Here is a 12,800-nt window from a genome sequence, read left to right on the forward strand (position 1 = left end):
CATTTCGGGTGATGTGCAATAATCGTGAGCATAAGCCTTTTAGTGGGGTGTTAAATGGATGATTTCAAACCAGAAGACGATATGAAAGCCGATCGCAACGATCGTCGTGCTGGTCGTTCCCGTCAGTCTTCCGAGCGTGATGCCGATCCGCAGATCAATTTTGACGATGTCGATCTTGATGCCGATGAAGGCCGTCCGACGCGCGCCGGCAAGGCCCGTCGTGAGCGTGAAGAGGAAGAGTTCGAAGAAGAACTGGATGCGGAAGATGAGGAGATGCTCGAAGAGCAGCCTGTAGAGCGTCGTCCGCGTAAGCGTAAAAAAGCGCCGGCGAAACCCGCTTCCCGCCAGTACATCATGATGGGTGTGGGGATTCTGGTGCTGTTGCTGTTAATCGTAGGTATCGGTTCCGCGCTGAAATCGCCATCTTCGTCCAGCCAGCAGACCGCTTCCGGCGAGAAGAGCATTAATCTGTCTGACGACCAGTCCGCCAGCACGCCAGCTGCCGGCCAGGATCAGACTGCCGCCAATACCACCACACAGCAGGACGTCACGGTACCGCCAATTGCCGCGAACCCGACCCAGGGCCAGGCAGCGGCAGAGCCGCAGGGCCAGCAGCGTGTTGAAGTTCAGGGCGATCTGAATAACGCGCTGACCCAGCAGCAGGGCCAGCTGGACGGCGCCGTAGCTAACTCGACGCTGCCAACTGAACCGGCAACAGTCGCGCCGATCCGTAATGGCGCCAGTGGCGCCGCGGCGCCGCGCCAGACGATCGAACGTCAGACGGCGGCAACGCCGCGTCCGGCCGAGCGTAAGCACACCGTCATCGAAGCGAAGCCGCAGCCGAAACCACAGGCGGTGGCGAAAGCGCCGGTAGAAACGAAACCGGTCCAGCCGAAGCATGTTGAAAGCGCGGCCACTACCGCTCCGGCGAAAACGACCGTCAGCGAAAGTAAACCGGCAGCCACCGCGCAGAGCAAACCAGCCACGACCGCGACGACCGCAGCGCCAGCCGCAACGGCAGCCGCGGCAGCGCCGGCGGCGAAGAGCGGTAAAACGGCAGGTGACGTCAGCTCGATGAAATCTGCGCCGTCGGGTAACTATACCCTGCAGCTCAGCAGCTCCTCTAACTATGAAAACCTGAATAACTGGGCGAAGAAAGAGAAGCTGGACAGATATGTTGTCTATGAAACGTCGCGTAACGGCCAACCGTGGTACGTGCTGGTGAGCGGTATCTATTCATCGAAAGATGAAGCGAAACGCGCGGTCACCTCGCTGCCGCCGGACGTGCAGGCGAAAAATCCATGGGCAAAACCACTGCATCAGGTTCAGGCTGATCTGAAATAATGCCGTGGGGTAGTCTTAAGCGCAGGATGCTGTCGGAGCTTTCTCCACAGCCGGAGAATGTGTAATTAGTTAGGCAGCATGAAAAAGAATCGCGCTTTTCTAAAGTGGGCAGGGGGGAAGTACCCCCTGCTTGACGATATTAAAAAGCATTTGCCGGAAGGTGAGTGCTTAATCGAGCCCTTTGTGGGCGCCGGGTCGGTATTTCTCAATACCGACTTTTCTCGTTATATCCTCGCGGATATCAACAGTGATTTAATCGGCCTGTACAACATCGTCAAATTGCGCACCGACGAGTATGTCGCTGCCGCCCGCGAGATGTTTACCCCGGAAAACAACGTCGCTGAGCGCTACTACCAGTACCGAGATGAATTCAACCAGAGCCAGGATCCGCTGCGTCGCGCGGTGCTGTTCCTGTATCTGAACCGTCACGGCTACAACGGCCTGTGTCGCTACAATTTGCGCGGCGAATTCAATGTGCCGTTTGGCCGCTATAAGAAGCCCTATTTCCCCGAGGCTGAGCTCTATCATTTTGCCGACAAGGCGCAAAACGCTGAGTTTTACTGCGAATCTTATGAAGAGTGCATGCAGCGTGCGGATAGCCGCACGGTGGTGTATTGCGATCCGCCCTATGCGCCGTTGACGGCGACGGCGAACTTTACCGCCTACCACACCAACAGCTTCAACCTGGAGCAACAGGTGCTGCTGGCGCAAAAGGCGGAATCGCTGATGAAGAAACGGATCCCGGTGCTGATTTCCAACCACCGCACGCCGTTGACGCAGGAGTGGTATAAAAACGCGGCAGAAACGCATATTGTGAAGGTTCGGCGCAGCATCAGCAGCAACGGTGGTACGCGTAAAAAGGTGGACGAGCTCTTAGCGCTCTACCGTCCGCCTAAGACCAAATAAATTTCAAGGAGATGCGGATGAAGCAGTATTTGATTGCCCCTTCGATTCTGTCGGCTGATTTTGCCCGTCTGGGTGAGGATACCGCGAAGGCGCTGGCGGCGGGTGCGGATGTCGTGCACTTCGACGTCATGGACAACCACTACGTGCCGAACCTGACGATTGGCCCGATGGTGCTGAAGTCGCTGCGTAACTACGGTATTACCGCGCCGATCGACGTCCACCTGATGGTGAAGCCGGTCGACCGCATCATTCCTGATTTTGCCGAAGCTGGCGCCAGCATCATCACCTTCCACCCGGAAGCCTCCGAACACGTCGACCGCAGCCTGCAGCTTATCAAAGAGCACGGCTGTAAAGCGGGCCTGGTGTTTAACCCCGCGACGCCGCTGAGCTATCTCGATTACGTGATGGATAAGCTGGACGTGATCCTGCTGATGTCGGTTAACCCGGGCTTTGGCGGCCAGTCCTTTATTCCGCAGACGCTGGATAAACTGCGTGAAGTGCGCCAGCGCATCGATGCGTCCGGCTACGATATTCGCCTGGAAGTGGATGGCGGAGTGAAAGCGAGCAATATCGGCGAAATCGCCGCGGCGGGTGCGGATATGTTCGTTGCCGGTTCGGCGATCTTCGGCCAGCCGGACTACAAGAAAGTCATTGATCACATGCGTAATGAATTAGCGAAGGTAAGTCATGGATAAATTACAGGCGATCCGCGGCATCGCGTTTGATCTCGACGGCACGCTGGTGGACAGCGCGCCGGGTCTGACCGCCGCCGTTGATAACGCCCTCTACGCCCTGGAGCTGCCGGTGGCGGGAGAAGAACGCGTCGTGACCTGGATCGGCAACGGCGCCGATGTTCTGATGGAGCGGGCGCTGACCTGGGCTCGTCAGGAGCGTGCAACGTTACGTGCGGCGATGGGCAAGCCTTCCGTCGACGATCATGATATTCCGCAAGACGAACAGCTGCGCATTTTGCGTAAACTGTTTGACCGCTATTACGCCGAAGCGGCGGAAGAGGGCAGTTTCCTGTTTCCGGCAGTGGCCGATACGCTCGGCGCGCTGCAGGCCAAAGGCCTGCCGCTGGCGCTGGTGACCAATAAGCCGACGCCGTTCGTCGCCCCGCTGCTGGACGCGCTCGATATTGCGAAATACTTTACCGTGGTGATCGGCGGCGATGACGTACAGAACAAAAAGCCGCATCCGGAACCGCTGCTGCTGGTGGCGCAAAAGCTCGGCCTGACGCCGGAGGCGCTGCTGTTCGTCGGCGATTCCCGTAATGATATTCAGGCGGCCAAAGCGGCAGGCTGCTGCTCTGTTGGCCTGACCTACGGCTATAACTATGGCGAACCGCTTGCGCTGAGCGAGCCGGACTATCTCTTCGACCAGTTTAATGAACTCTTACCCGCTCTCGGGTTACCGCACAGTGAAACTCAGGAATTGAAACATGACTAAGCCCATCGTTTTTAGTGGCGCACAGCCCTCAGGTGAACTGACCATTGGCAACTACATGGGTGCGCTGCGTCAGTGGGTAAACATGCAGGACGATTACCACTGCATCTATTGCATCGTGGACCAGCACGCCATCACCGTGCGCCAGGATCCGCAGCAGCTGCGTAAGGCGACGCTGGACACCCTGGCGCTGTATCTGGCCTGCGGCATCGACCCGCAGAAAAGCACTATTTTCGTTCAGTCTCACGTGCCGGAACATGCCCAGTTAGGCTGGGCGCTGAACTGCTACACCTATTTCGGCGAACTGAGCCGCATGACCCAGTTTAAAGACAAGTCCGCGCGCTACGCGGAGAACATCAACGCCGGTCTGTTTGATTATCCGGTACTGATGGCCGCTGACATTCTGCTGTACCAGACCAACCAGGTTCCGGTGGGCGAAGATCAGAAACAGCACCTTGAACTGAGCCGCGATATCGCCCAGCGTTTTAACGCCATCTACGGCGATATTTTTAAAGTGCCTGAGCCGTTTATCCCTAAATCCGGCGCGCGCGTGATGTCGCTGCTGGAGCCGACGAAAAAGATGTCCAAGTCCGACGACAACCGCAACAACGTCATCGGCCTGCTGGAAGACCCGAAATCGGTGGTCAAGAAGATCAAACGTGCGGTCACCGACTCCGACGAGCCGCCGGTGGTGCGCTACGACCTGAAAGAGAAAGCGGGCGTCTCCAACCTGCTGGATATCCTCTCCGCGGTCACCGGGAAAACCATTCCTGAGCTGGAGCAGCATTTCGAAGGCAAAATGTATGGCCACCTGAAAGGCGAAGTCGCCGAAGCGGTATCGGGCATGCTGATTGACCTGCAGGAGCGCTATCACCGTTTCCGTAACGACGAAGCGTTTCTCAATCAGGTGATGAAGGACGGCGCAGAAAAGGCCAGCGCGCGGGCTTCTCAAACCCTGAAAGCGGTATACGAAGCGATTGGCTTTGTCGCCAAGCCGTAAGCGACGCAACAGCTAAAAAGGGCGGGATTATCCCGCCCTTTTTTATGCCTGTCGTTCACGCCGTCAGGCGAAGGTTAGTGGTTCGAGAACCAGTTCAGTTTATCCCGCAGACCGACCACGCGGCCGACAATGATCAGCGCCGGGCTGGCCATCTGCTGCGCCAGAATATCCAGCTGTCCTAAGGTGCCGCTGACCACTTTTTGCGTCACGGCGGTGCCGTTCTCGACGATGGCGGCAGGCATATCTTCCGCCATGCCGTGGGCGATAAGCTTCTCGCGGATCGCCGGCGCCTGGTTCAGACCCATATAGAACACCAGGGTCTGCTTCTCCACCGCCAGGTTCGCCCAGTCCAGCTCGCCGCCGGTTTTCAGATGGCCGGTGACCAGGCGGACGCCCTGGGCGAAATCGCGATGGGTCAACGGGATCCCCGAGTAGGCGGAGCAGCCGGAGGCGGCGGTGATGCCGGGCACAACCGAGAAGGGGATCCCCGCCTCGCAGAGGGTCTCCAGCTCCTCTCCGCCGCGGCCAAAGATAAAGGGATCGCCGCCTTTCAGCCGGACCACGCGTCTTCCTTTTTGCGCTTCGCGCAGCAGGATCTGGTTGATCTCCTCCTGCGGCACGCAGTGATAGCCTGAGCGCTTGCCGACGAACACCCGGTCGGCATCGCGGCGTACCAGATTCATAATGTCGTCGGAGACCAGCCGGTCATAGACCACCACGTCGGCCTGCTGGATCTGCTGCAGGCCCTTGAGCGTGAGCAGCCCGGCGTCACCAGGGCCGGCGCCAACCAGGACGACCTCGCCGCGATGCTCTAACGGCTCGGTCAGCAGCTGCTCGGTGGTATCCGCCACCGCCTGCCGATCGTCATTGGCCAGCGACTGCGCCAGCCGGTCGTTAACGAACAGCTTCTCCCAGAAGCGGCGGCGTTCGCCAACGGTGGCAAACTGCTGCTTCACGCGCGCGCGCAGATGGCCGGCGTAGCGGGCCAGCTGGCCAAGATGCAGGGGTAAGACTGACTCCAGCTTCTCGCGCAACAGGCGCGCCAGCACCGGGGATGTCCCGCCCGAGGAGACGGCGACCATCAGCGGCGAGCGGTCGATAATGGACGGCATGATAAAGCTGGCCTGGCGCGGGGCATCCACCACGTTACAGAAGATACGCCGCGCTTCGGCCGCGTCGCTGACCTGCTGGTTCACCGTCTCATTATCGGTAGCGGCGATGGCCAGCCAGCAGTTGTCCAGCAGCGAGGGGATAAACTCCCCCTGCACCAGGGTTAGCATCTGTGAATCGGCCCACACATGAAACTGCGGGGTAAAGTCGAGCGCATTGACCGTGACGTTTGCGCCAGCATCCAGCAGCAGACGGGCCTTGCGTTCGGCGACATCCCCGCCGCCAACCAGTAAACAATCACGCTGGCGCAACTGGCAGAATATGGGTAAGTGATCCACAGAATAACCTCATAAAAATAAGGGGTAGAAAATGAGTGGTCGTAGAATAGCAGCAAAGGTAATACAAAACATGCGACATATCCCGCACTCATGCGCTGTCGGTCAGAAGTGTTACTTATATCTCCCCCCGTGGCCGGGGGGAGGACGCGGGACTCACGCCTTAAGCTGAACGTGGCCGTCTTTTACCCGGGCGTCGAAACGGGCGATAGAGTGGCTGGCATCTTCCATACACAGGCCGTCGCTCAGGCGGAAACGTTGTTTTTTCAGCGGGCTGGCAACCCACAGGGCGCCGTCATGCTCGGCGATAATGCCGCGAGACAGTACGCTGGCGTTAAAGAACGGATCGATGTTGCTGATAGCGAACACCCTGTCGTCATGATAGGGACGGAAGATCGCCACCTGCTGCTGACCGAGCAGGGCGCAGACGCCGGTGGCGGGCAGGAAGTCGTCAATGTTGCAGATGTTTACCCACTGGCTCATGCTTTTTCCTCCACCAGAGTAACCGGGATGCGCTCATACGGCGTGGCCGGGCGATGCTGGTCACGTTCCGGCACCACCTGAACGTTCGGGTCGCGCTGGTCGCTGTTGATAAAGTGTTTGAAGCGGGTCTGCGCCGCCGGGTTATTGACGGTCTCGGTCCACTCGCAGGCGAAGGCGGCGCGCAGGCGAGCCAGCTCCTCTCCCAGATGGTCGTTCAGACCGAGCTTGTCATCGATGATGACGCTGCGCAGATAGTCGATCCCGCCTTCCATGTTGTCCAGCCACGGCGCGGTGCGGGTCAGCTTATCGGCGGTGCGGATGTAGAACATCATAAAGCGGTCGAGATACTTAATCAGCGTCTCGCGATCGAGGTCCGCGGCCAGCAGATCGGCATGGCGCGGCTTCATCCCGCCGTTACCGCACACGTACAGGTTCCAGCCTTTCTCGGTGGCGATGATCCCGACGTCTTTGCCCTGGGCTTCCGCACATTCGCGGGTACAGCCGGAGACGCCGAACTTCATTTTGTGCGGCGTACGGATGCCTTTGTAGCGGTTTTCCAGTTCGACGCCGAAGCCGACGCTGTCGCCGACCCCGTAGCGGCACCAGGTGCTGCCGACGCAGGTTTTCGCCATCCGCAGCGCTTTGGCGTAGGCGTGGCCGGTTTCGAAGCCCGCTTCAATCAGCTGCCGCCAGATCTCCGGCAGGTCGTCTTTCTGCGCGCCAAACAGGCCGATGCGCTGGGAACCGGTGATTTTGGTGTACAGATTGAATTCACGAGCGATACGGCCCACGGCGACCAGCCCTTCCGGCGTGATTTCGCCGCCCGCGGAGCGCGGAATGACCGAGTAGGTGCCATCTTTCTGGATGTTGGCGAGGAAGTTGTCGTTGGTGTCCTGCAGCGGCGTGTGCTGAGGCTTGAGGATGTACTCATTCCAGCAGGAGGCCAGCAGGGAGCCGACGGTCGGTTTACACACTTCACAGCCGTAGCCCTGGCCGTGTTTGGCCAGCAGTTCGTCGAAGGTTTTGATGCCTTCCACGCGGATCAGGTGGAACAGCTCCTGGCGGGAGTAAGCGAAGTGTTCGCACAGGTTGTTGTTGACCTCGATACCCTGTTTCGCCAGCTCGGCGTTGAGTACCTGGGTGACCAACGGGATACAGCCGCCGCAGCCGGTACCGGCCTTGGTTTCCGCTTTCAGCGCCGCGACGGTATGGCAGCCTTTGTTGATGGCGGCGATCAGATCGCCTTTGCTGACGTCGAAGCAGGAGCAGATTTGCGCGCTGTCCGGCAGTTTATCGACGCCGATCGACGGCTTGCCGCTGCCGGCGTGGGCCGGGAGGATCAGCGAATCCGGATTCTCTGGCAACTCGATGGCGTTCAGCACCAGCTGCAGCAGGTTGCCGTAGTCGCTGGTGTCGCCGACCAGCACCGCGCCGAGCAGGGTTTTGTTGTCGGCGCTGACGATCAGACGCTTATAAACTTCTTTGCTTTCGTCGAGATAGACGTAGCTACGGGCGCCCGGCGTGCGGCCGTGGGCATCGCCGATACCGCCCACGTCTACACCCAGCAGCTTCAGCTTGGCGCTGAGGTCGGCGCCGGTGAAGCTGTTTTCACTGCCGAGGAGGTGGTCGACGGCCACCTGGGCCATTTTATAACCCGGCGCGACGAGGCCATACACGCGGTTGTTCCAGCTGGCGCATTCGCCGATGGCATAGATATCCGGGTCGGAGGTCTGGCAGCTATCGTTGACCATGATGCCGCCGCGCTGGGCAACCGCCAGTCCGCACTGGGTGGCCAGTTTATCGCGCGGGCGGATCCCGGTAGAGAAGACGATGAAATCGACCTGCAGCTCGCTACCGTCGGCGAAGTGCATGGTTTTGCGCGCCTCGGTGCCCTGCTGAACGATCTCTTTGGTGTTTTTGCTGGTGTGAACTTTCACGCCCATGCTTTCAATTTTGCGCCGCAGCTGCTCGCCGCCCATCTGGTCGAGCTGCTCGGCCATCAGCATCGGCGCGAATTCGATAACATGGGTTTCGACACCGAGGTTTTTCAGGGCGCCTGCGGCTTCCAGGCCGAGCAGGCCGCCGCCGACCACCGCGCCGCGTTTGCTGCGACGGGCGCAGGATTCAATGGCGTTAAGATCTTCAATGGTGCGATAGACGAAGCAATCCTGAGTTTCCGCGCCTTTAATCGGCGGGATCCAGGGGTATGAGCCGGTCGCCATAATCAGCTTGTCGTAGAACACCGTGCGCCCGGCGCTGGAGTGGATCACTTTCTCCTGGCGGTTGATGGTGATGGCCCGTTCGCCGACCAGCACCTTGACGCCGTGTTTCTCATAGAAACCTTCGCGGACCAGCGACAGCTCTTCTGCGGTATGGTGGGAGAAATAAGACGACAGGTGGACACGGTCGTAGGCGATACGCGGTTCTTCACAGAACACGGTAATGTCGAACTGTCCGGTAGGCGCCTTATCGAGAAGCTCTTCGATAAAGCGATGGCCAACCATGCCGTTACCGATAATAGCGATTCTGACTTTGCTCATTTTTGCCTCGATTTCTTTTCTATTACCGCCTACCTTAACGATTCAGCCATCAGGCTTATTGATGCAAATCAATGACAACTTCACCTACCACTTAATGGGTATATAATTGATTTGTCTGTAATTTTCTAAGTTGTGGAAAACGCTGGCTTTTCCTTTTTGCCGATTTTATGTACAAGAATTGGGAGGGTCGCGATTGGGGTTGAGTAGAAAACAAGCCGTATTGAATAGAGAGGGTGATATGACAGCAGCGCCGCTTTGGTTGATTCAGAACGTACGCCTGGCAGACCGCGACGGCCTGTGGCAGATAGCGATAGATAAGGGCCGCTTTGGCGAGATCACTCCGATGGGGGAGGCGCGGGACGAAAGCTACGAGGTGTTGAACGCTCGCGGCGGTCTGGCGATCCCGCCTTTTATTGAGCCGCATATCCATCTGGATACCACCCAGACGGCCGGTGAGCCGAACTGGAACCAGTCCGGCACCCTGTTCGAGGGGATTGAGCGCTGGGCGGAGCGGAAAGCGCTGCTCAGCCATGAGGACGTTAAAGCCCGGGCGTGGAAAACCCTCAAGTGGCAGATCGCCAACGGCGTGCAGTTTGTCCGTACCCATGTCGATGTCTCCGATCCAACGTTGACGGCGCTGAAGGCGATGCTGGAGGTCAAAAAGGAGGTGGCGCCATGGGTCGAGCTGCAGATTGTCGCTTTTCCGCAGGAGGGGATCCTCTCTTACCCCAACGGCGAGGCGCTGCTGGAAGAGGCCCTGAAGCTGGGGGCGGATGTCGTCGGGGCGATCCCGCACTTTGAGTTCACCCGTGAATATGGGGTGGAATCGCTGCATATCGCCTTTCGACTGGCGCAGAAATATGACCGCCCGCTGGATATTCACTGCGATGAAATTGACGATGAACAGTCGCGCTTTGTTGAAACCGTTGCCGCGCTGGCGCTGAAGACGGGGATAGGGCCGCGGGTGACGGCCAGCCATACCACCGCCATGCACTCCTATAATGGCGCCTATACCTCGCGCCTGTTCCGCCTGCTAAAGCTCTCCGGCATCAACTTTGTCGCCAATCCGCTGGTCAATATTCATCTGCAGGGCCGGTTTGACGACTACCCGAAGCGACGGGGCATTACCCGGGTGAAGGAGCTGATGGCGGCGGGGATCAACGTTTGTTTTGGTCATGATGATGTCTTTGACCCGTGGTACCCGCTGGGGACCGGTAATATGCTGCAGGTCCTGCATATGGGGCTGCACGTTTGCCAGCTGATGGGCTACCAGCAGATTAACGACGGCCTGCAGCTTATCACTGACAACAGCGCCCGCACGTTTGGCCTGACCGATTACGGCATCGTCAGCGGCAACCCGGCTAACCTGATCATCCTCCCGGCGGAGAATGGCTTTGAGGCGGTACGCTGCCAGGTGCCGGTGCGCTGGTCAATTCGCCAGGGAAGGGTGATCGCGATTACCCAGCTGGCGCAAACCTGGATCCAGACCGACCGCGGTGGCGAGGCGCTCTCTTTTATGAGGAACAGCCCCCTTGCGGACGCAAAGGGGCCGAAGGCTTAGTGAGACGCCGCCTGCGCGTTGTTCTGGCGGTGACGGGAGACGAAGCCGAGGATAAAGCACATCACGAACACCACGGCGTAGAGGCCGTTAGCGGTGTGCAGCGCTGCCAGCGGACCGCTGGCAGCCACAATCGGGCCGGTGACCACGAAAGTCAGCATGGTGCCGATGGTGCCGCAGGTGAGGATAAAGTTCACCAGCTTTGGTGAAGCGACTTTAGTTTGCTGCGAACCGAGCGTAATGATCGAGGTGTAGATGGCGCTGGAGAAGAAGCCCAGGGTCAGAATAAACCACGGCATATGCTCCGGCGAACCATTTATAAACAGGTACATCAGCACCGTCGCGAGGCCGGCGAGGACGGTTAAAATGCGCTGCAGGTCGAAGAAGCGCAGGATAAAGCTGAATGACCACATGCCGATCATGTAGGACATCCAGAAATCGCTCACCAGTTTACCGGCATCGCCGAGGCTCATGCCCAGGCTCTTGGCATATTCCGGTACCCAGGAGATAAAGCCCAGCTGACCGAGGATGTAGCACAGCGCCGCGACGGAGAGGAACAGCACGCCGATGCCCCACTTCTCTTTCACCACCGGCTGGCTGTTTTCGCTCTGCGCTTTTTTGCCGAGCACCGGGAAGTCACAGCCGAATGTCAGGACGAAAATAGCGACATACACCAGACCGATACAGGCGTAGACCCAGTACCACTCGATGCTGCGCGCCAGCAGGACCGCGGCGACCATCGGAAAAATCATTCCCGCCATGCTAAAGAAGGAGTCGGTAAACAGCAGACGCGCCCCGCGCTGACGGCCTTCATACATATGGGTGATCAGGAAGGTCCCGATCGACATGGTGATCCCGCTGACCAGGCCGAGAACGAACATCGACGCGGAGAACAGCGCCAGGCTGTGGCTGAGCATCAGGCCGGCCACCGCCAGCACCATTAAAATAAAGCCAAAACGCAGCTGAGTTTTCAGCGGCACGATCTCCATCAGCCAGGCATTGAGGAAAATGGAGATCAGAATACCGGCGTTCAGAAAGGTAAAGGTGTTGCTCATACTGGAAACGGGCAGATGGAAATAATCCGCAATGTTACCCATCACCATCCCGGTGACGATCACCAACGCGCCGGTCAGGGCGTAGGAGAAGAAGCTGATCCATGTGAGCTTAATACGGTTGCTGTTAGTCATGACTGGCCTGTGAATAGAAAGGTAAAGCGCGTTGACGCTGCGCCGGGCGGACAGATTTTAGTCGTTCAGGTGATGTAATTAAATGTTTATTGTGAAATACGTTATCTTTTGCATGTTTTAATGTGACTTGCATCACGATTTTTTCGACGCAAGGGAGAACGTTTGCGCGGTTACAATTATTACAGCTAAGTAAAATTTGGTAAAAGGCTGGCCCAGGATGCAAAGGCTCTTTAGAATCAAGGCACTCGCTTTTATTCTGCTCCGTTAAGGAATTTCCATGCTCAAATCAACACTGGCGGCGATGGCTGCCGTTTTCGCCATTTCAGCTTTCTCCCCGGCCATGGCGGCAAAGGGCGATCCGCATGTGCTGCTGACCACCTCGGCAGGTAACATTGAGCTTGAGTTAAACAGCCAGAAAGCCCCGATTTCCGTGGATAACTTCCTGAAGTACGTTAACAGCGGCTTCTACAACAACACCACCTTCCACCGCGTGATCCCGGGATTCATGGTGCAGGGCGGCGGCTTTAACGAGCAGATGCAGCAGAAACAGCCTAACCCGCCGATCAAGAATGAAGCAGACAACGGCCTGCGCAACACCCGCGGCACTATCGCGATGGCGCGTACCGCCGATCAGGATAGCGCCACCAGCCAGTTCTTCATCAACGTGGCGGATAACGCCTTCCTCGACCATGGCCAGCGCGACTTTGGCTATGCGGTGTTTGGCAAGGTAGTCAAAGGCATGGACGTTGCGGATAAGATCTCCCAGGTCCAGACTCATAACGTCGGCCCATACCAGAATGTGCCGACTAAACCGGTTGTTATCCTCTCTGCGAAAGTGCTGCCCTAATCCTCCCGCGGCGCGGTGGTTTATCGCCGCGCCCGGTTGCCTCC

The 12,800-nt window shown here is 58.2% G+C and carries 11 protein-coding genes; 7 read left to right on the top strand and 4 right to left on the bottom strand.

Annotated features, from left to right (window positions below; genetic code table 11):
• Positions 1 to 54: 54 nt before the first annotated feature.
• The 5 genes from damX to trpS all read left to right on the top strand — a co-directional run bounded on the left by damX (position 55) and on the right by trpS (position 4,696).
• Positions 55 to 1,344, top strand: a complete 1,290-nt coding sequence (gene damX / locus LGM20_RS01865) for a cell division protein DamX (protein ID WP_044524956.1) — start codon at positions 55 to 57, stop codon at positions 1,342 to 1,344.
• Positions 1,345 to 1,422: 78 nt separating this feature from the next.
• A complete protein-coding gene (gene dam / locus LGM20_RS01870) occupies positions 1,423 to 2,250 on the top strand; it encodes an adenine-specific DNA-methyltransferase (RefSeq protein WP_004202178.1) in 828 nt (275 codons plus the stop codon).
• Between the two features lie 17 nt (positions 2,251 to 2,267).
• Positions 2,268 to 2,945, top strand: a complete 678-nt coding sequence (rpe, locus tag LGM20_RS01875) for a ribulose-phosphate 3-epimerase (RefSeq protein WP_023291190.1) — start codon at positions 2,268 to 2,270, stop codon at positions 2,943 to 2,945.
• On the top strand, positions 2,938 to 3,699 hold the full coding sequence (gene gph, locus LGM20_RS01880; protein ID WP_023291189.1) for a phosphoglycolate phosphatase: 762 nt from the start codon (positions 2,938 to 2,940) through the stop codon (positions 3,697 to 3,699). Before rpe ends, gph begins: the two co-directional genes overlap by 8 nt.
• Positions 3,692 to 4,696 carry a tryptophan--tRNA ligase gene (trpS, locus tag LGM20_RS01885; protein WP_002920253.1) on the top strand — a complete coding sequence of 335 codons (1,005 nt, stop codon included), beginning with the start codon at positions 3,692 to 3,694 and terminating at the stop codon, positions 4,694 to 4,696. Before gph ends, trpS begins: the two co-directional genes overlap by 8 nt.
• A 74-nt stretch (positions 4,697 to 4,770) precedes the next feature.
• Here trpS and cysG read toward each other — a convergent pair whose 3' ends face one another.
• The 3 genes from cysG to nirB all read right to left on the bottom strand — a co-directional run bounded on the left by cysG (position 4,771) and on the right by nirB (position 9,164).
• A complete protein-coding gene (gene cysG / locus LGM20_RS01890; protein WP_023291188.1) occupies positions 4,771 to 6,144 on the bottom strand; it encodes a siroheme synthase CysG in 1,374 nt (457 codons plus the stop codon).
• A gap of 153 nt (positions 6,145 to 6,297) precedes the next feature.
• Positions 6,298 to 6,624 (bottom strand): nitrite reductase small subunit NirD, encoded by a 327-nt coding sequence (gene nirD / locus LGM20_RS01895; RefSeq protein ID WP_044524954.1) that lies wholly within the window; start codon positions 6,622 to 6,624, stop codon positions 6,298 to 6,300.
• Positions 6,621 to 9,164, bottom strand: coding sequence for a nitrite reductase large subunit NirB (gene nirB / locus LGM20_RS01900; RefSeq protein ID WP_044524953.1), 2,544 nt, complete (start codon positions 9,162 to 9,164; stop codon positions 6,621 to 6,623). Before nirB ends, nirD begins: the two co-directional genes overlap by 4 nt.
• Before the next feature lie 238 nt (positions 9,165 to 9,402).
• On the opposite strand from nirB, the gene LGM20_RS01905 reads away from it, so the two are divergent.
• On the top strand, positions 9,403 to 10,725 hold the full coding sequence (locus LGM20_RS01905; RefSeq protein WP_023291185.1) for a cytosine deaminase: 1,323 nt from the start codon (positions 9,403 to 9,405) through the stop codon (positions 10,723 to 10,725).
• Here the strand turns inward: LGM20_RS01905 and tsgA are convergent.
• Positions 10,722 to 11,909, bottom strand: a complete 1,188-nt coding sequence (gene tsgA / locus LGM20_RS01910) for an MFS transporter TsgA (protein ID WP_004202192.1) — start codon at positions 11,907 to 11,909, stop codon at positions 10,722 to 10,724. The two genes, LGM20_RS01905 and tsgA, sit on opposite strands and share 4 nt — an antisense overlap.
• Before the next feature lie 277 nt (positions 11,910 to 12,186).
• Here tsgA and ppiA point away from each other — a divergent pair, with 277 nt between their 5' ends.
• Entirely contained in the window at positions 12,187 to 12,756 is a 570-nt protein-coding gene (ppiA, locus tag LGM20_RS01915; protein ID WP_002920238.1) for a peptidylprolyl isomerase A, read from the top strand.
• The last annotated feature ends 44 nt before the right edge of the window (positions 12,757 to 12,800 follow it).

Source organism: Klebsiella quasipneumoniae subsp. quasipneumoniae (assembly GCF_020525925.1).
Classification (GTDB): Bacteria; Pseudomonadota; Gammaproteobacteria; order Enterobacterales; family Enterobacteriaceae; genus Klebsiella; species Klebsiella quasipneumoniae.